The following is an 18065-nucleotide window of genomic DNA, read 5'->3' as shown; positions in this document are numbered from 1 at the left end:
AGCGGTAACTCAAATAAAATCAGCAATTTCATCCAAGGGTTTTCTGCCGATAGCTGGCACCTGAGCACCTTCAGCGGGCAGCCCAGCCACCAGAATCATATAGGGTTTTTCCTGCATAGGGCGGCCAAGAATTTCATTGAGAAATTTCATCGGACTGGGGGTGTGGGTCAGGGTCGCCACACCGGCATTATGCAGGGCGGCAATCAATATGCCTGTGGCGATACCTACCGATTCCGCGGTGTAATAGTTTTTTAATCGCTCACCATTTTCCGCACTGGAAAACTTCTTCAGAAAAATTGCAATCAGGTAGGGCGCCGTTTCAAGAAAAGGCTTATGCGCATCTGTGCCCAGGGGTTCCAATGCGTTGAGCCATTCCTCTGAGGCACGGCGCTGGTAAAACTCGCGCTCCTCCTCTTCCGCCGCCAGGCGAATACGGCGTTTTACCTCGGCATTTTCAACGACGACAAAATGCCACGGCTGCATATTGGCCCCGCTGGGAGCACTACCGGCAGCGCGCACGGCGTCTTCGATAACCTCGCGGGGCACAGGTTTAACTGAGAAATCCCGCACCGAGCGGCGCCGGCGCATCAAACGGAAAAAGTCCCCTGCGCGACGGCACATCTCGTCATCGTCAAGGCAGGTAAAATTCAGTGGCTGAAAGTTTTTATCGGGCTCCATAGCAAGCCCCTCACACCACGCCTTTGGTCTGCGCGATCAACACGCTGATCAACGACAGCAGGGTCAGCACCACCAGGAGCATGACAAACAACAGCCAGGGGCGGAAGGGCTTGCGCTCCACTTGGTTGACCGCGCTTTGCAGATACTGATCGACCCGGGCCTGGTCTTCCTCGGAGAGTCTCTTCTGGGAGATATTGGTCATTGGCTGTTTCGCTCTTTATTGTTTTCTCCCGAGTGTAGGAGAAAGCGAAAAGCGACTCCATAAAAAAAGCCCCGCAAGGCGAGGCTTTTTTAGAATCTGCCGAGAGGGCTGTTAGAACAGTTCCTCTTCCAGATCCATCAGGGTGGCGCTACCGGCATTGACGCTGCTGGCGAGTGCCTGGGTGCGCGGCAGTAAACGCGCGAAGTAGAAGCGTGCAGTTTTCACTTGGCCCTTGTAGAAACTGTCCGCCTCCTGCTTGTCCAGCGCAACTGCAACCACCTTGGCCCACATAAAGGCGTAAGCCACATAGCCAAACAGATGCAGGTATTCCACCGAAGCTGCACCCGGCGCGTGGGGGTCTTCCTTGGTTGCGGCGATCATTTTCTCTGTGGCTTCGCGCAGGCGCTGCAACTCAGCTGCCAGCGGCTGTACAAACTCAGCCATCGCCTCGCGATCAACCTGGCTATCGATAAAACGCTGTACATCCGCAGCAAATAGCTCGAACAGGGCGCCACCGCTGGCGACGGTCTTGCGACCCACCAAGTCCAATGCCTGAATACCGTTGGTGCCCTCGTAAATCTGGGTAATACGCACATCGCGCACCAGCTGCTCCTGGCCCCATTCACGAATATAACCATGACCGCCGAAAACCTGCTGGCCGATTACGGTGCAATCGAGGCCCATATCGGTGGTGAAGGCCTTGGCCACAGGGGTCAGCAAGGCCACCATAGCCTCGGCGTTCTTTTTCTCTTCACCCTCGCCGAACTTGGAGATGTCCAGCCATTGAGCCACGTAAGTGGACAGGGCACGGCCACCGCCCACCAGTGCTTTCTGGGTGAGTAGCATACGGCGCACATCAGGGTGCACGATAATCGGGTCGGCAGCTTTTTCCGGCTGCTGGGCACCGGCAGGAGAGCGGCTCTGGATACGATCGCGAGCGTATTCCAGGGCGTTTTGGTAGGAGCGATCAGAGGCGCCAAGGCCCTGGATACCCACACCCAGACGCTCGTAGTTCATCATGGTAAACATAGCGGCGAGGCCCTTGTTCTCCTCACCCACCAGCCAACCCTGAGCACCGTCGAAATTCATCGCACAAGTAGCGGAGGCTTTAATGCCCATCTTGTGTTCAATGGAACCACAATTAACGTTATTGCTCTCGCCGACGCTGCCGTCTTCGTTCACCTTGTACTTCGGCACCAGGAACAGGGAAATGCCTTTAGGGCCTTTGGGTGCGTCCGGCAACTTGGCCAGTACCAGGTGAATTATATTTTCGGACAAGTCCTGGTCACCGCCGGTGATAAAGATCTTGCTGCCGCTAATACTGTAACTGCCGTCTTCGCGGGGCTCGGCCTTGGTGCGGATAATACCCAGGTCGGTGCCGGCGTGGGGCTCGGTCAGGTCCATGGCACCGGCCCAGGTGCCCTCGTACATCTTGGGCAGGAATTTCTGTTTCAGCACTTCACTGGCATGAGCATCGATCGCCAGACAGGCACCGTTGGTCAGTACCGGGTAGAGAGCGAAGGAGATATTGGAAGCGTTGATCATTTCCTCGACCTGAGCGCCCAGCATCTTCGGCATACCCATGCCGCCGTACTCTGGGTTGCCCAACAGCGCGCCCCAGCCACCCTCACAGAAAGTGGCGTAGGCTTCTTTGAAGCCCGCAGGGGTGGTCACAACACCATCGTTCCAATCACAGCCCTCTTCGTCACCGCTGCGGTTGATCGGATCCAGGGTGTTGGAAGCCAACTTGGCCATCTCTTCGAGAATCGCATCAGCGGTCTCGCGATCCACAGCTCCGGCCAACCCGGGCAGTTCCGCCCAGAGTTTTTCCGCAGCAAATACTTCGTGCAGCAGGAAGTTCATCTCCCGCAGTGGCGCCTTGTAGTCGGCCATGCTCCCGGTCCTCATTCAGGTGTTTCAAACGCTTGTTTGAATCTAGGGCCGAAGGCGTACAAAGTCAACCAATTTGGGCCCTCTCGGGCCCGACTGAGAATGCTTTGATGAGGTGCTTTAGCTGGGTATCAGCGGGCGGATATCCAGGTGTTGAGCCGCTTCGCGGTAATCCCGCGTCTCGCTATGGGGCAGCACACCGAGCAACGGGGCCGGCAGCAGGGCCTCAAGGGTGGCCAGGTTTTCCTCGGCCCGCGCCATGCCCGGACGGACGAAGTTGGCCACCCAACCCGCCAGAGGCAGCCCATCGTGGCGGATCGCCTCGGCGGTCAGCAGTGCGTGGTTGATACAGCCGAGCTGCATACCCACCACCAAAATCACCGGGGTATTCAACTCCCGCGGCAGTTGCGAAAGAAAGGCTCTGGGACCCAGGGGTGTGCGCCAGCCGCCGGCCCCCTCGATTAACACCAGATCAGCGCCGGCACACATCACACCGCGGCAGACTCCAGCCATGCGCGATACGTTGAGCTGCTTACCCGCCTCTATGGCGGCGATATGGGGGGCAATTGCCGGTTCCAATGCAAAAGGGTTCACCTGCTGGTAAGGCAGATGCAAAGTCATGGCCTCCTGTAACAGCAAGGCATCCTCATTGCGCAGTCCATATTCAGTTTGCTCACAACCGGAGGCCACCGGTTTTACCGCTGCGGTTTGCATTCCCACATTCGCGGCCGCTGTGAGTAGGGCCGCACTGACAAAGGTCTTGCCCACTTCGGTATCGGTACCGGCTACAAAATAACTTCTGCCCAAGACCAAGGCCTCCCCTATTCAAAAAGTTCAAATTTTTTCTTGTGGTGACTTTTCACGCCAGCCACTTGATGATAATTTAGTCGAGTAGCGTAGATTTTGAACAAATCAAGCCAAGCACTGATAACAAAGGCACGGGGCCGCGCTTACAAAATAATTCCCTCAAAAGGGGAAACTGCTCTGCAGGGACGCGGGAAATCTCGAAATAACTGAAAACATTCAAGCAGCTTAGAGACCATGCGATACCTGACTCTTGCCCTGTTGCTGGCGATGCCTCTGTTCGCCTCAGCAAAAGTAACTCCTGTCGATCATGTAGTTGTGTACAAGTCGAAGAAGCTGATGCAGCTGATTCGCGACGGCCGGGTGGTGAAAAGCTACACCGTCTCCTTCGGCGACAACCCTAGAGGACACAAGGTCCGCGAAGGGGATGAACGCACCCCCGAAGGGCGCTACACCCTCGACTGGAAAAACCCCAACAGCCGTTTCTACCGCTCTATTCATGTGTCCTATCCAAATAAACAGGACCGTGCGCGGGCAGCCAAAATGGGGGTCAGCCCCGGCGGCGATATCATGATCCACGGCATCAAACCCGAGTGGTCCTATATGGAGAGACACCTGCGCCGCAACAACTGGACCGATGGCTGTATCGCGGTGGCCTCCAACCGGGAGATGGACGAGATCTGGGCGCTGGTGAAAACCCCAATCCCTATCGATATCTACCCCTGATCTGGTCCACAGGCCAGCTTCATATAGATGACTTCATAACTCACAGGCAGCCCTTCGGGCTGTCTTAGGTTTTCATAGGCCTCTGCCAATTGCTGTAACCTGGCACGTCCGGTCATCCCCCGCTTGGCGGCGCGATTAATATTGTGTGCCCCCACACCTTTTAATTCCTTCATCAGCTGGCGCAGGCTATCGAAATACAACAGGCGCTGCTCATCGAGCACCTCGCCATTTAATTGCGATTGCACCGCCGCTTCACGCCACTTTGCCAGGGGAAGGAAACGATTGACGTGTATATCGCCATCCACCTGGGCCCAGCTATTACGCAACTCTGCCAGCGTGCCCGGCCCCAGTGTCGCCACCAGGCAGAACCCCTCTGGAGAGAGTACCCGACGTAACTCGGTAAACAGCTGTGGCAAGCGATAGCACCACTGCAGCGCCATACTGGAAAACACCAGATCCACACTGTCATCTGCTAGGGGCAACTGTTCCGCATCCGCAACAATATAATCATCAGCCTGGGGGCGCTCTATGCGGGCGTAGCGCAACATATCTTCCGCCAGATCCAAGGCGATAATTCTCGCCTCGGGAAAATGTTGGCGCAGTAACTCACTACCAAAGCCAGTTCCGCTACCAAGGTCGACTATCGTGCGTGGCCTCCATTGGCGATCCGCCATTTTCATCAACTGCAGGCACACCGCTCTCTGTATATGGGCGCAGTCGTCATAACTGGCGGCGGCGCGACCAAAAGAACGCGCCACCGCAGATTTATCGAAGGGCTCGGAAGTACCGCTATCAGAGGGAGACAGGCTCTCGACAAAATGCCGCAATCGCTCTGCCACTTGACGCGGCTGAGATAAATGCGGTTTATGACCACACCCCTCAATCACCTCTACCGCTGCACCATAGCCCTGGATCTCCTCTACGGCAGCTTGGGGCACCAGGGCATCCCGCTTGCCAAACAGGTGCAGAGAGGGGACTTTGAGTGTCTGCAGTAAATAGCGATTGTCCAAACCCGCCAGGCAGTCCAGGGCCCGCTTCCAGGCTTCGGCATTGATATTGGGCCGGCGCTCTTTCAGCTGTTTGAGCAGGTCGCGCATGGCACTGTCACCATGGGACTGCAGGGCACAAAAGCGCTCCCAGATTGCGTAGGGGTCCTGCACAAAGGCCCTGCGAAATCTCTCAAAAACACGCCGCTGCATACCCGGCCAGTTGTCCCGCTCCACAAAACAGGCATTGGCAGAGATGGTGACAACACCGAGGATTTTTTTCTGTCCCGGTCTGGCCGCCAACTGCAGGGCCAACATGCCTCCGAGAGAGTGCCCAACCAAAACACAGTTATTAGGCAGTTCGTTATACAGCCGCTGTAAAAGTGACTCTAATTGTGGCCAGGGCTCGCCACTACGCTCCCCACACCCCGGTAATTCGATACAAGTCAAAGGTTGTGCCAGTTGTTCACGCACCGCTTCGAGTAGGGGTAGCCAGGGCCCTTTATCTCCCCCCCAACCGTGCAGGAATACCAGGTTCTCTATCTCAATCACAAAGGCACCGCTATTTTTTCCTGAAGCACAGCTACGAGGGCATCTACCAAAGCATCAATTTGGCTGTGGTTATGGGAGGCACTCAGGGTGATTCTCAGGCGAGCGGTACCTCTGGGCACGGTAGGTGGGCGAATAGCGCCCACTAGAAAGCCACGTTGCTCCAACTTTTTGGACACAGTCATCACAGTTTCTTCACAGCCCAACAGGAGTGGTTGAATCGCACTGGATGAATCCGTCAGAGGTAAATTCGCTTGCGCCGCACGCCGGCGGAAGTAAGTGATATTCGCCTGCAGGCGCTGGTTCAACTCGGGGGCATTGCGCATCAGTTCAATTGCGGCAATGCAACCTGCCGCCACTGCCGGCGGCATACCAGTGGTATAAATATAAGGCCGTGCAAACTGCACCAAAAAATCGATCAACATACGCGAGCCGGCCACAAAGGCACCTGCATTGCCGGCGGCCTTTCCCAGCGTACCCATCAGTACCGGCACTTCATCCTGGCCGAGACCGGCGGCCGCGCAGCTGCCGGCAAGGGGCAGCTGTTCACTCCCCATCACTCCAAAGCCGTGGGCTTCATCCACCATCAGCCAGGCATCAAATTCCCAACACAGGGCAGCAATCTCCGCCAATTGAGCCCTGTCGCCGTCCATACTGTAGACCCCATCTACCGCCACCAGAGTATTGCCACCGCGTGCGGCCGCCCTTTGCAGCTGACGGCGCAGGGCTACTGGATCGTTGTGGGCAAAACGCAAACTGTTGGCGCCACACAAGCGTGCGCCGTCTATCAGGGAGGCGTGGTTGAGCTTGTCGGAAATAACATTGTCCGCGCGGCCCAGCAACGCGCAGAGTGTCCCCACATTGGCCATATAACCACTGGAAAAAACCAGTGCGGCCTCGCGTCCGGTGACTTCGGCAAGGCTCTGTTGCAATTGTTGATGGACTTGAAGGTGGCCGTTTACCAAATGGGAAGCGGTGGCACCGGCGCCCAGCTCAGCACCGGCCTGCTGGGCACGGATAACTTCTGAGTGGCTTGCCAGTCCCAGGTAATCGTTACTACTAAAGGTCAGCAGCTTTCGCCCATCCACTACAGCGATGGGACTGGGCGCCGCTTCCAGAGTTTTAATCTGGCGATAAAGATTGTCCCGATGCCGCTCATCGAGACGCTGGCGCAGGGTTTTATCCAGGGTCATTTGGCCGCATCGTAAAAGAAAGCGTCGTTTTGCTGCTCGGTAATCTGTGCATTCAACTCCGCTTCCACTGCGCTCTCATCGGCGTATTGTTGATACTCCTCCGGCTGGATACCCAGGCGGGAGAACAATTGCATATCCTTGTTGGCCTCGGGATTGGCGGTGGTCAGCAGCTTCTCGCCATAGAAGATGGAGTTGGCACCGGCGAGGAAAGCCATAGACTGCATCTCATCACTCATCTGTTCGCGCCCGGCGGACAGGCGCACATGGGACTTGGGCATCATAATGCGCGCTACGGCGATGCAGCGGATAAATTCGAAGGGGTCTAGGTCCTTCTCCTGCTCCAGCGGCGTACCAGCTACTTTTACCAACATATTAATGGGCACCGACTCGGGGTGTTCAGGCAGGTTGGCCAGTTGCATCAGCAGGCCGGCGCGATCTTTGTCGCCCTCGCCCATGCCGACAATACCGCCGGCGCAGACTTTCATACCGGCGGCACGCACGCGCCCCAGTGTCTGCAACCTATCCTGGTAGGTGCGGGTGGTAATAATCTCGCCGTAATACTCCGGTGAGGTATCCAGATTGTGGTTGTAGTAATCGAGCCCGGCATCAGCTAATTCCTTCGCCTGGTCATCATTCAACATCCCCAAGGTCATACAGGTTTCCATACCCAGTGCCTTCACTTCGCGCACCATCTGGGTAACGTAAGGCATATCTTTTTTCTTGGGTGAGCGCCAGGCAGCTCCCATACAGAAGCGAGTGGCGCCGCCAGCCTTGGCCGCGCGAGCTTCTTCCAACACCTTCTCCACTTTCATCAATTTTTCCCGCTCCAGCCCAGTATCGTAACGGGCGCTCTGCGGGCAGTAGGCGCAATCTTCCGGGCAGGCGCCGGTCTTAATGGAACAGAGGGTGCTGACCTGGACCCGATTGGGATCGAAGTGTGTCCGGTGAACCTGCTGCGCGGTAAACATCAGATCGCTAAATGGCATAGCGAAGAGATCCAGAACCTGCTGACGGGTCCAGTCGTGGCGGATATCGGCGGCGGGCATAGTCTGGGCTGCAGTCACAAGCTTACTCTCTCTGTTACTGGAGTTGGGGTGCTGTTTTTATGTATTCGGGCGGGGTGACTGCAGAAGACAGCAGTGGCAAACTCGACCAAACAGACTGGCCAGTTTAGCCAGGCCCCACCTGCTGTCAACTCAGAAGCTCTCTTATGGTTTACAGCCTGATTTCAGCTCGACTCTCTCGCTACCTGACGCAGTGCCTGCTGTGCGGCGATAGAGCCGGTGACTTTGGTATCTGTGCCAGCTGTATCCGAGACCTGCCCTATCTGGGCCAGGCTTGTGAAAGCTGTGCGCTGCCGTTGGCCTCCAGCGCACGCCTGTGCCCCAGTTGTTTGCGCCAGCCGCCGCACTGCCAGAGGGTTCAGGCCGCCTGGCAGTATGCCTTTCCGGTGAACCAGCTAATCCAGCGCTTCAAGTACCAACGCGACCTGGCCGCCGGCCATAGCCTGGCGCAACTTGCCGCCACCTCAATAGCCCCACACAACGAGCCCCCCGACCTACTCGCCCCCATTCCTCTCCACTGGCAGCGCTACTGGCAACGTGGATACAACCAAGCGCAACTGATCGCGAGCGAGTTGGGAAAGCAATGGCATTTGCCGGTGCAAGCGCGGCTGTTGCGCAAAACTGGCGCCACCCGCACCCAGTCGCAGCTGCGCCGGCAACAACGCCTACGCAACCTACTGCAAAGTTTTGCCCTGCGTGAATCCGTTGAAGGAATGCATATCGGGCTGGTGGACGATGTCCTGACTACCGGAGCCACCCTGGAGGCGGCGGCACAGATACTCCTGAAAGCTGGTGCACACAAGGTCAGTGCGTTCGTTTTGGCCAGAACGCCATGACTCTTCGGCGCGACCGCAGATAGACCGACAGTCACAGAGACGTCACAATAACTTGCCTTGCCGTTCTGGCAGATAAATCCCAAACAAGCCGGCACCGCTAAAGGCTAAGGTTTTAATCAGTGACTAATTGCTCGCAGGTGTTTTGCTGCGAGCCAGGGATTCAGCGATGAGTGAATACAAGTTGCCACGGGGCATTGTCATCAGCGGCACCGGCCTGTGGACCCCACCGGAAGCGATCAGCAACGAAGAGCTGGTAGACGCCTACAATAGCTACGCCAAGCAGTACAACCTGGAGCACGCTCAAGCAATTGAATCCGGCGAACTGCAGCCCAAACCACAGTCCTCTGCGGAATTTATCGAAAAGGCCTCCGGTATAAAGAGCCGCTATGTGGTGACCCGTGAAGGAATTCTCGATCCCGCGCGCATGCGCCCCTTTATTCCCGAGCGCAACGACGACGACCTGTGTGTTCAGGCGGAGATGGGGCTAAAAGCCGCCAAACTGGCGCTTGAGAAAGCCAATAAACAGGCCTCCGATGTCGACATGGTGATTGTTGGCGCCTCCTATATGCAACGCGCCTATCCCGCCATTGCCATCGAAATTCAGGGCGCCCTCGGCATCGATGGATTCGCTTTCGATATGGAAGTCGCCTGCTCCTCGGCAACATTTTCTCTACAGCGCGCGGTAGATGCCATCTGTTCCGGCGCCGCACGCACCGTACTGGTGATCAATTCTGAATTGGCCTCACCGCAAGTGGACTTTACCGATCGCGACAGTCATTTTATCTTCGGAGATGTGGCGGTCGCCAGTGTGATCGAGCGCCGCGAAACCTGCAGCGTAGACACCGCCTGGGAAATCCTCGGCACCAAGGCCAAAACCGTCTACTCCAACAATATCCGCTCCAACTTCGGCTATGCCGCACGCGCTGCCGATGTGGACCCTTTCGGCCCCGGAAAGTTGTTCCGCCAGAACGGCCGCAAGGTTTTCAAGGAAGTCTGCCCCATGGCCGCCGCCCATATTGAGGAGCACCTAGGGGAGAGCGGCACCGACCCCCGCGAAGTGAGCCGTTACTGGCTACACCAGGCCAACATCAACATGAATAATCTGATCGCCAAGAAACTGATGGGTGATGAAGCCAGCGCAGAACGCGCCCCGGTGGTGCTGGACCGCTACGCGAATACCGCTAGCGCCGGTTCTGTCATCGCCTTCAATCTGCACAGCGATGACCTGCAAGTAGGTGAGCGCGGAATTATCTGTTCCTTTGGCGCAGGCTACTCTATCGGCAGCCTGGTAGTGGAGAAAGTCGCTTTATAAACTAACGCTCGACTCATTTCCGCACCATAGACACAAAAAACCGGGCATCGCCCGGTTTTTTTAACTGCTCTCTTCACATTTTTGTTCCAGTTGCTGCAGCATATTTTCCGCCCAATTGACCCAGGTCTTCTCCGCCTCTATGCCTAACAGCAGTGTCTGGTGGGCCAGCCAATAGCGCTCCTGCAGGGCGGGGTCACTCTTAAGCACCCGCTCATTTTGTTCCTGATAAATCTCCAACAGCCCCCGGTGCCTGTGCAGCTGATCATTGAGAGCCGAACGCAACTCCTCTTGGCTCAAATGGTGGCCGGCAAACATACGCACTAAAAAGGGTTCGCGAATCTTCTGTGGTGCCGCTGGCTGAATTACCCAATCGCGCAGCTCCGCACGCCCCTTGTCGGTGAGGCTGTAGACCTTTTTGTCCGGTTTGCCCTCCTGCGGTTGCTCCTCGCAGTCCAGCAATCCTTCGTCGTGCAACTTGTGCAGCTCCCGATACATCTGCTGGTGGCTGGCGCTCCAGAAATGGGAAACACTGCGCTCGAAGCGGCGCTTTAGGTCGTAGCCACTGCCGGGCTCTATATCCAGCAGGGTGAGTACGGCATAGCGCAGGGACATGGCGGCTCCGATTCGTCTTATGCAAAGAGTTGCATATTAACCTCTGCGGCGCCATCGTGACCAGGAGGCGCGTTAGGCCAATAAGATAATTAGATTAATTTTCTAATAATTAGTAGGACGTTTATCTCGGCAGACCTCACCAGTCGAGATGCAAGGCTAGCATTTACGCAATTTGGAGATATAATCGCCGGCCTGCCGCCATCTTGATATGGCGGCTCGAGGTTCAAGAGGTTGTCTGCTCCATGTCCGCGCCCGCATTAACACCATCCGGCCCCGAAGCCGAACCAGCCGCACCCAACTCGCGGCGCTGGGATTTCCTGCTCGATATCTTCGCCATGAACAGTTTTTCCTGGGCCGTGGCGATCCCCATCGAGCTGGTGTTGGCAGGTATGAGCTGGAGTGAGCACCTGAAAGTGCGTCTGATGGCGCTGGTGTTCAATACACTGATCGCTCGCCCTTTCAGCATGTACCGCAGCTGGATTGTGAACCGCTTTGGTGGCGGCGGTTTTGTAAATGCTTACCTGGTAGACACCTTTGTCTTCCTCAGCTTCCAGTTTCCCCTATATATGGCCAATATGCGCCTAGGCGGTGCCAGCTGGGACGAAATTGCCACAGCCAGTATCACTTTTATGCTGATCGCAGGCGCCTTGGGGCGGCCTTATGGAATTTATCTCGACTGGGTGCGCCGAGTGTGGATTAATACGCTGGTTCCCCTGCTGGGCAGACGCGCCATCTAAGGGGCACCAATACTCGATTGAGCATTACGAGAGAGGAGCATGACTGTGTTGACCGATAACGCCATTGAAAAAAGTTCTATGACCATTGGCGTGGTCGCCGGCACCCCCACAGACACCCGCTTTGGCCTGGATTTCCTCGCCGCGCGTCAGCTGCGTGGCGTCGGTATGTCTCTGTCAACATCGCCCCAGGCACAGACGCAACTGCAAGCGCTAGAACGCGGCGCTCTCACCCAGCAGCTGATCGAAGCGATTGAACAGCTGCATCAGGCCGGCGCCGAAGCCGCCATGATCTACTGCAATTCCCTTTCCGGTGCGGTGGATATGGAAGCGGTCAAAGCCACCTCGCCAATTGAGGTGGTTTCTCCCCTTGAGGTATACGCCGAACTCACCCAGCGCTACCGCAACTTTGGCCTGCTCGCCGCCAACTGCCAAAGTTGCGCCAATATTGAGCGTGAAATTCTCGAGCGCAACACAACCGCCAAGGTGATCGGTATCGGCAATCTGCAGATCGTCGAAGATATTGAGGATGGCCTCGCCGCCGAGATGATCGTGCGTCAGCACGCTTTGGATGATCTGGTCGCGGCTCTGGTGAAAAGCGGCGTACAGATACTGATTCTGGGCTGCACACATTTCGATTATTTTTATCAGGAATTGCTCGCCCATTGCGATGGAATTCGCCTGTTTCTACCTTCTGAGCGCATGTTGCAGTTATTGCAGGAGCGCCTACCTCAGGCCGCTTGAATCAACCCTGATATTTTTAATTTTTTGCGTATTTTATCGAGGAACGCTGTGCCACCGATCTCGGTAAAATACGCCAACCTCGTGCAAAACCTCCCGCTATATAAGCCTATGTAATAGCGTGCAATTCTTCAGCGTCAAGCCCCCCCAAAAAAACTATCCTCTGTTTTTGGCGCAATAACTCTTGGCTAATGGCGATAGCGTTCATGCCTCTGACCGGATTATCTACCCGTTAGCCTGCCAGTCCTATAAAAATATCTCTTGTACGCCGTGCCATATTGCAGTATCAAACGCTCTGATCTTTTCGGGAGTATCGATCAAAACCTACCGCGAAAATCACACTGCGGACTGCAGGATTTAGTCCGCCCTAACACAAGTGGTTATAAGGATGATAAAAGCCATTTCTTCTGGGGGATTGCCCTCTCGTCGTGTTTTTTTTCACGCTCTGCTAGCCGGAACACTACTGTGCGGCTCAGTATTTATCTCCACCACCGCACAAGCCATTGAATTAAATGCTCTGCAGCAACAAATTCCTATTTACTGGTTGATCGCGGCGCTGATTTTTACTGTGCTAATTTGTGCTTTTACACTCAATAGACAACTGAGTCTGCGCAAATTGCGTAAAGAGAGTGCAGAGCGTGTCGATAATATCAGCGCCGAAAACAGTAATTTGTTTCAGCAGGTGCATAGCCGCAACAGTGAATTTCTCGCCCTAGAGAAGCAACTCGAAGAAACTCGTGAAAGCCTCGAATTACTGCGCCAGGAAAAATCCGATCTGCTCACAATAGTGCGCCACCAGTTGCATCACCCCCTGGATACATTGATGGGCACCCTCAACCTGATTGGACGCAGTGAGGACAACAATATCAAAGCCCTGGTTGAAATCGGCAAGCGACAGTTAAACGCCGCGCTCAAATCTCTGGACGATTTACGTCAGATCGGCAAGGTGGAAACCGTAGAGCTGAAACTTCCCAAGGAAGTGCTCGGCAATACTGGCAGCGGCCTCGCCATCCTGTTGGTGGAAAATAATAAACACGAATCCCTGCAAGCGCCGCTGGAAGCCATGGGCCACCATGTGCAAAGGGAGTGTAACGGTATCGACGGCAGCAGCGCCGCCCTTCAAAAAAACTTTGACTTAATCCTGAGCGACACCCATCTACCGTTGATGGATGGCGTGGAGGCAGTACGAGAAATTCGCCGCGAACGGGGCAACGATTTACCCATTTTCGCCCTGCTGCAATCTGCCAAAACCGGCGATAAAGAGCGCTATCAAGCCCGAGGCTTTACCGGCGTACTTACCCACCCAATTGCCGATCGCCAGCTAATGCAACTGATGCAATGGGCTTCACGGCGCACCCAGGGGACGTCACCACAACAAAAAAACCGCCCCACCCAGCTGCTCAACACCAGTGCTCTTTTACGCCAGCAGGACACTCTCGATCACCTGACCTTCGCCGAGCTACTCAGTGACCGCAGCGCCACCCTACCCAAACGAATCACTGCGCTCACCAGCGCCCTAACCGGCCGCCACTGGTTGGATGCAGAAAAACAGGCGCAGGATGTCGCCCGGGCAGCGGCAGAGGTGGGGCTCGATAGCGTAGCCAGTCGTCTGCGCAGTCTCGCCGCCAACCTCTCCATCGACAGCGAACGCGAACACTGCCGTCAGCAGCGTACAGAGTTACTGCAACTGATGCGGGAATCGGTGCGACAGCTGAAGGCATGGCGCGAGCGCAATGTGCACACCGAGTGGGCACTAAAATAACATGGGACGTTACGACACCCTGGGCTCTTCACCGACTGTCGTGTAAAAATACCATTCCAACGCAGTCAAGTTGAATTGCGCATTGGGGACCACACTATATTTTTCAGAGTCCACAAGAGAATAAAGTTATGTCAGAGCAGTACCCCACACGCTCCCAAGAGGCCCGCGAACAGAGTGGTCGAGATCTGGCCATCATGGTCTACCTGATCCAGGCCATCAGCCTATTTACCGCGGTTCCGTTTTTTGTTGGCGTACTGATTAACTATTTCAAGCGCAGCGATGTACGCGGCACCCTGGCGGAGTCCCATTTCCGCTGGCAGATCCGCACTTTCTGGTTCTGGTTGCTGTGGACTGTGGTTGGTTCTTTGACCTTTTGGGTTTTCGGTCTCGGCTATGTGATTCTCGCCGTAAACTGGATTTGGGTTATCTACCGGGTTATTCGCGGCTGGCTGCGCCTAGTCGATCGCCGCCCCGCCTATGACTATTACTAAAAACCCAGCCCGCGTGAAAATCTCGCGCGGGCGCTTCTGCCCTACGCAAATAGGGGATATTTAAAAATCCCCTATAAATTTCACGCCTTCCTTACCAAGTTACTCTTCGCTTTTTCCAATTTAATTCCCCTCCTGATGACCTCCCGCCTAAAAAAATCTGGTCGAGAGCTCTCTCTAATAGTCGATAAAATACCTGGCATGATATTTATACCTGCTGGATTATAAATTTTCTAAAAACCAACCTTTATCGTAAGACCTTTCCTTTATTTATCATTATTTAAGTAAATTTATTACTGAAAAAATCTTTTATTTTGGCAGCACAGCCTCCTTGCGAAAAAATTATGCGAAGATAAAGCCCGGTACTTTCACCGGATATCGTTAGGGAGAAAAAGGCTTGTGAGTCAGGATCAAAACACCCCGTTGCGGGAGGACGTCCGCCTACTCGGCGAGGAGCTCGGTTCGGTTTTGCGCGAGCAAGCCGGTGATTCGCTATTTAATACTGTGGAAACCATCCGCCAGGCCGCAGTGGAGAGCCGCAGTAGCGGAGAGATGCAGGTGGATCGCTTACACCAGCTGCTGGACCCTCTCGACGACGACACATTGTTGGAAGTGGCGCGCGCCTTTAGCCAGTTTTTGAATCTCGCCAATATCGCCGAGCAACGCCATCGAGAACGCCTGCACCGGCAGCACCAGCGTTTTTCTGGCGACCCAGATACAGACCGCGGCCTGCGCCAGGTATTGGCGGAGCTAAAGAACACCAATCGCTCAACCGACGATATACACACCGCACTCAGGGATCTCTCCGTGGAGCTGGTCCTTACCGCCCATCCCACCGAGGTCACACGTCGCACCCTGATCCGCAAGTACGACCACGTCGCCGATCTCCTCGCCGCACTGGACCGACCAGACCTTACCCAGGAAGAGAGCCGCGAGCTGCGACGTCATCTGCACGAGCAAATTCTCTCTGCCTGGAGCACCGATGAAATTCGCCGTGAGAGGCCCACGCCGGTAGACGAAGCCAAGTGGGGCTTCGCCACCATTGAACAGTCCCTATGGCAGGCAGTACCCCAGACTATGCGCGCCATCGAGGAGGAACTAACCCTAGCGGGATTACCGCCACTGCCGGATAACTGGGTACCCATACGCTTCGCCTCCTGGATGGGTGGCGACCGCGACGGCAACCCCAATGTCACCGCAGCGGTAACCCGCAAGGTATTACTGCTGGCGCGCTGGATGGCTGCCGACCTTCTCTTGCGCGATGTGGAAAATCTCCTGGCCGATCTATCCATGCACAAGGCCAGCGAGGAATTACTGGCACAAACAGGCCCAAGCCATGAGCCCTACCGGCTCATACTCCGCCGGGTGCGCTACCGCTTGCGCAATACTCGCGCGCAACTGGAGGCCCGCATTAACGAACAGCAGGAACCAGCAGGTGCAGTATTTCACAGCGGTCAACAACTGCTCACTGAGCTGAACCTGATCGACCGCTCTCTACGCGCGGTGGGGCTCTCGGCTATCGCCGATGGCCAGCTCAAAGACACCCTGCGCCGGCTCAATTGCTTCGGTATCACCCTGTTGCGCCTGGATATTCGTCAGGAATCCACCCGCCATATGGATGCCATCGACGCTATCACACGCTATCTGGGGCTGGGGAATTACGCCACCTGGGATGAGCAGAGCAAACTGGACTTCCTCCTGGCGGAGCTGGATAACCGCCGGCCATTAATCGATGAGGATTTCTACCATACGGATTTCTGCGATGGGGATGTGCGCGAGGTATTAGAAACCTGCAAGGTGGTTGCTGAGCAGGGCCACGAGGGGTTTGGTGCCTATGTGATTTCCATGGCGAAAAAGCCCTCCGATGTGTTGGCGGTCATGTTGCTGCAGAAAATTGCCGGGGTAAACCAACCTATGCGCGTGGTGCCATTGTTTGAAACCTTGGACGACCTCAATAATGCTGCCGACACCATGAGTACCCTGCTCAATATTCCCCAGTACAAACAGCGCGTGCTGGAGGGCCAGGAAGTAATGATCGGTTACTCAGACTCGGCCAAGGATGCCGGCTTCCTCGGGGCGGCCTGGGCACAGTTCAGTACTCAGGAGGCGCTCACCCAAATTTTCCGCAATCACGGCATTCCCCTAACCCTGTTCCACGGCCGTGGCGGCTCTATTTCCCGCGGCGGCTCTCCAACGCGCATGGCACTGTTGTCGCAGCCACCAGGCTCGGTGGCTGGGCGTATCCGCGTTACCGAGCAGGGAGAGATGATCCGCTTCAAATACGGCCGCCCCTCCGTTGCTGCCTACAATTTGGAGCAGTATGTGGCCGCCACACTGGAGGCTACCCTGATGCCACCGGCCCAGCCTCGCCCCGAGTGGCGCAATCAGATGGAACGCCTCACGGAAGTCTCGGTGCAGAGTTACCGCGAAGTGGTGCGTGACGACCCGGCTCTGGTGGCCTACCTGCGCACCGTCACCCCGGAGACGGAACTCCGCCGTCTGGCTCTCGGTAGTCGACCGGCGAAGCGCAAGCCCGGTGGCGGCGTAGAGACACTACGCGCCATTCCCTGGGTGTTCGCCTGGACCCAGATGCGCCTGATGCTACCCGCCTGGCTCGGCACCGGCACCGCACTCGAACAAGCCCTAAAACAGGCAGACGAAGCCGACACCCTGGGAGAAATGAGTCGTGAGTGGCCCTTCTTCCAGGGCGTGGTGGATATGCTGGAGATGGTTTTGGCGAAATCCGATACCCGTGTCGCCTCCTGGTATGAGGAACGCCTCACAGACAACAAGGAGCTGATAGAGCTGGGGGAAAGCCTGCGCGAACGCCTGGCTCATACAGTGAGTGCTTTGCAGCAACTCACCGGTCGCGAAAGTCTGTTGGACAATAACCCAGTGATGCGTTGGTCCATCCGCGTGCGCGATCCCTATACCGATCCACTGCATTTGCTTCAGGCCGAATTAATGGCGCGTCTGCGCGAGCGGGAGAATGACGCTGTGTTGGAGAGTGCCCTAATGGTAACGATCGCCGGTATCGCCGCAGGCATGCGCAATACCGGATAACCGTTGGCGGGCAGAGTCCCCCACTCTGCTCGCCTACACCCTCGTCCCTATAAAACGCCTGATATATGGCCAATCAAATCAACGGATACCAGGGCAACTCCTACACTGCACGATACACCACGCCCCCATACAATCGATAAGTGTCCATATACTCTTCTGCTAGAACCCGTAGATCGTTATTCAGATCTCCCGAAATACAGAATAACTCCAACGGGGTATCAGCCAGCTGATGATCTATCGTCCGTGTGAATAAACCAGTTTTACCGCCAAAGCCGCCGGAACAGCATCGCCTTATTAACACCTGCGATACTGGCCATGTCCCTAGTTGTACAGCACCCATAACCATGAGCCATCCATTCGCTGATAACTACTTTAAACAGCTTGGCTTCATCGATGGTGCACTGCATAGAATCTCCTTTTCGATA

General features: G+C 55.8%; 17 protein-coding genes. 8 read left to right on the top strand and 9 right to left on the bottom strand.

Annotated features, from left to right (window positions below; genetic code table 11):
* Window positions 1-9: 9 nt before the first annotated feature.
* The 4 genes from ACJJI0_RS17525 to bioD all read right to left on the bottom strand — a co-directional run bounded on the left by ACJJI0_RS17525 (window position 10) and on the right by bioD (window position 3583).
* Window positions 10-678 carry a nitroreductase family protein gene (locus ACJJI0_RS17525; protein ID WP_252084313.1) on the bottom strand — a complete coding sequence of 223 codons (669 nt, stop codon included), beginning with the start codon at window positions 676-678 and terminating at the stop codon, window positions 10-12.
* Between the two features lie 10 nt (window positions 679-688).
* A complete protein-coding gene (locus tag ACJJI0_RS17520; protein WP_252084312.1) occupies window positions 689-880 on the bottom strand; it encodes a DUF3094 family protein in 192 nt (63 codons plus the stop codon).
* A 111-nt stretch (window positions 881-991) separates the two neighbouring features.
* Complete coding sequence (locus tag ACJJI0_RS17515; protein WP_444883599.1) at window positions 992-2773, bottom strand: acyl-CoA dehydrogenase C-terminal domain-containing protein; 1782 nt, start codon at window positions 2771-2773, stop codon at window positions 992-994.
* Window positions 2774-2890: 117 nt separating this feature from the next.
* Window positions 2891-3583, bottom strand: coding sequence for a dethiobiotin synthase (bioD, locus tag ACJJI0_RS17510; RefSeq protein ID WP_444883598.1), 693 nt, complete (start codon window positions 3581-3583; stop codon window positions 2891-2893).
* 228 nt (window positions 3584-3811) lie between these two features.
* Between bioD and ACJJI0_RS17505 the strand changes: the two genes are divergently transcribed.
* Entirely contained in the window at window positions 3812-4300 is a 489-nt protein-coding gene (locus tag ACJJI0_RS17505; RefSeq protein ID WP_152450920.1) for a L,D-transpeptidase family protein, read from the top strand.
* Here ACJJI0_RS17505 and bioC read toward each other — a convergent pair.
* From bioC to bioB, 3 genes are read right to left on the bottom strand one after another with little or no spacing between them, the layout of a single operon-like run.
* The gene (gene bioC, locus ACJJI0_RS17500) at window positions 4291-5838 is read right to left on the bottom strand and encodes a malonyl-ACP O-methyltransferase BioC (RefSeq protein WP_444883597.1); all 1548 of its coding nucleotides are present in this window, start codon (window positions 5836-5838) and stop codon (window positions 4291-4293) included. The two genes, ACJJI0_RS17505 and bioC, sit on opposite strands and share 10 nt — an antisense overlap.
* On the bottom strand, window positions 5835-7028 hold the full coding sequence (gene bioF, locus ACJJI0_RS17495; protein WP_252084308.1) for an 8-amino-7-oxononanoate synthase: 1194 nt from the start codon (window positions 7026-7028) through the stop codon (window positions 5835-5837). The genes bioC and bioF overlap by 4 nt, the downstream gene beginning before the upstream one ends.
* A complete protein-coding gene (gene bioB, locus ACJJI0_RS17490; RefSeq protein WP_252085949.1) occupies window positions 7025-8074 on the bottom strand; it encodes a biotin synthase BioB in 1050 nt (349 codons plus the stop codon). The genes bioF and bioB overlap by 4 nt, the downstream gene beginning before the upstream one ends.
* 164 nt (window positions 8075-8238) lie before the next feature.
* Between bioB and ACJJI0_RS17485 the strand changes: the two genes are divergently transcribed.
* Both ACJJI0_RS17485 and ACJJI0_RS17480 read left to right on the top strand, forming a co-directional pair.
* Window positions 8239-8928 (top strand): ComF family protein, encoded by a 690-nt coding sequence (locus ACJJI0_RS17485; RefSeq protein WP_444883596.1) that lies wholly within the window; start codon window positions 8239-8241, stop codon window positions 8926-8928.
* Between the two features lie 166 nt (window positions 8929-9094).
* Window positions 9095-10240, top strand: coding sequence for a beta-ketoacyl-ACP synthase III (locus ACJJI0_RS17480; RefSeq protein ID WP_252084306.1), 1146 nt, complete (start codon window positions 9095-9097; stop codon window positions 10238-10240).
* Window positions 10241-10300: 60 nt separating this feature from the next.
* Here the strand turns inward: ACJJI0_RS17480 and ACJJI0_RS17475 are convergent, their stop codons facing one another.
* Window positions 10301-10852, bottom strand: a complete 552-nt coding sequence (locus ACJJI0_RS17475; protein ID WP_252084305.1) for a PadR family transcriptional regulator — start codon at window positions 10850-10852, stop codon at window positions 10301-10303.
* 242 nt (window positions 10853-11094) lie between these two features.
* Between ACJJI0_RS17475 and alaE the strand changes: the two genes are divergently transcribed.
* The 5 genes from alaE to ppc all read left to right on the top strand — a co-directional run bounded on the left by alaE (window position 11095) and on the right by ppc (window position 17640).
* Window positions 11095-11589 (top strand): L-alanine exporter AlaE, encoded by a 495-nt coding sequence (alaE, locus tag ACJJI0_RS17470; RefSeq protein ID WP_444883595.1) that lies wholly within the window; start codon window positions 11095-11097, stop codon window positions 11587-11589.
* 39 nt (window positions 11590-11628) lie between these two features.
* Window positions 11629-12330, top strand: a complete 702-nt coding sequence (locus ACJJI0_RS17465; RefSeq protein ID WP_444883594.1) for an aspartate/glutamate racemase family protein — start codon at window positions 11629-11631, stop codon at window positions 12328-12330.
* 385 nt (window positions 12331-12715) lie between these two features.
* Entirely contained in the window at window positions 12716-14089 is a 1374-nt protein-coding gene (locus ACJJI0_RS17460; RefSeq protein WP_444883593.1) for an ATP-binding response regulator, read from the top strand.
* A 128-nt stretch (window positions 14090-14217) separates the two neighbouring features.
* Complete coding sequence (locus tag ACJJI0_RS17455; protein ID WP_252084301.1) at window positions 14218-14580, top strand: DUF4870 family protein; 363 nt, start codon at window positions 14218-14220, stop codon at window positions 14578-14580.
* 396 nt (window positions 14581-14976) lie between these two features.
* The gene (ppc, locus tag ACJJI0_RS17450; protein WP_444883592.1) at window positions 14977-17640 is read left to right on the top strand and encodes a phosphoenolpyruvate carboxylase; all 2664 of its coding nucleotides are present in this window, start codon (window positions 14977-14979) and stop codon (window positions 17638-17640) included.
* 260 nt (window positions 17641-17900) lie between these two features.
* Here the strand turns inward: ppc and ACJJI0_RS17445 are convergent, their stop codons facing one another.
* The gene (locus ACJJI0_RS17445) at window positions 17901-18047 is read right to left on the bottom strand and encodes a hypothetical protein (RefSeq protein ID WP_444883591.1); all 147 of its coding nucleotides are present in this window, start codon (window positions 18045-18047) and stop codon (window positions 17901-17903) included.
* Between the last annotated feature and the right edge of the window lie 18 nt (window positions 18048-18065).

The sequence above is a fragment of the Microbulbifer mixtoriginis (SeqCode) genome (genome assembly GCF_052466695.1).
Note: the sequence above shows the minus strand (reverse complement) of the source record. Positions and strands in the feature narration are given on the sequence as shown.

Coding starts and splice junctions, on each gene's coding strand:
- ACJJI0_RS17525 (WP_252084313.1), bottom strand. CDS start 678: ATGGAGCCCGATAAAAACTTTCAGCCACTGAATTTTACCTGCCTTGAC.
- ACJJI0_RS17520 (WP_252084312.1), bottom strand. CDS start 880: ATGACCAATATCTCCCAGAAGAGACTCTCCGAGGAAGACCAGGCCCGG.
- ACJJI0_RS17515 (WP_444883599.1), bottom strand. CDS start 2,773: ATGGCCGACTACAAGGCGCCACTGCGGGAGATGAACTTCCTGCTGCAC.
- ACJJI0_RS17505 (WP_152450920.1), top strand. CDS start 3,812: ATGCGATACCTGACTCTTGCCCTGTTGCTGGCGATGCCTCTGTTCGCC.
- bioF (WP_252084308.1), bottom strand. CDS start 7,028: ATGACCCTGGATAAAACCCTGCGCCAGCGTCTCGATGAGCGGCATCGG.
- bioB (WP_252085949.1), bottom strand. CDS start 8,074: ATGCCCGCCGCCGATATCCGCCACGACTGGACCCGTCAGCAGGTTCTG.
- ACJJI0_RS17485 (WP_444883596.1), top strand. CDS start 8,239: ATGGTTTACAGCCTGATTTCAGCTCGACTCTCTCGCTACCTGACGCAG.
- ACJJI0_RS17480 (WP_252084306.1), top strand. CDS start 9,095: ATGAGTGAATACAAGTTGCCACGGGGCATTGTCATCAGCGGCACCGGC.
- ACJJI0_RS17475 (WP_252084305.1), bottom strand. CDS start 10,852: ATGTCCCTGCGCTATGCCGTACTCACCCTGCTGGATATAGAGCCCGGC.
- alaE (WP_444883595.1), top strand. CDS start 11,095: ATGTCCGCGCCCGCATTAACACCATCCGGCCCCGAAGCCGAACCAGCC.
- ACJJI0_RS17465 (WP_444883594.1), top strand. CDS start 11,629: ATGACTGTGTTGACCGATAACGCCATTGAAAAAAGTTCTATGACCATT.
- ACJJI0_RS17460 (WP_444883593.1), top strand. CDS start 12,716: ATGATAAAAGCCATTTCTTCTGGGGGATTGCCCTCTCGTCGTGTTTTT.
- ACJJI0_RS17455 (WP_252084301.1), top strand. CDS start 14,218: ATGTCAGAGCAGTACCCCACACGCTCCCAAGAGGCCCGCGAACAGAGT.
- ACJJI0_RS17445 (WP_444883591.1), bottom strand. CDS start 18,047: ATGCAGTGCACCATCGATGAAGCCAAGCTGTTTAAAGTAGTTATCAGC.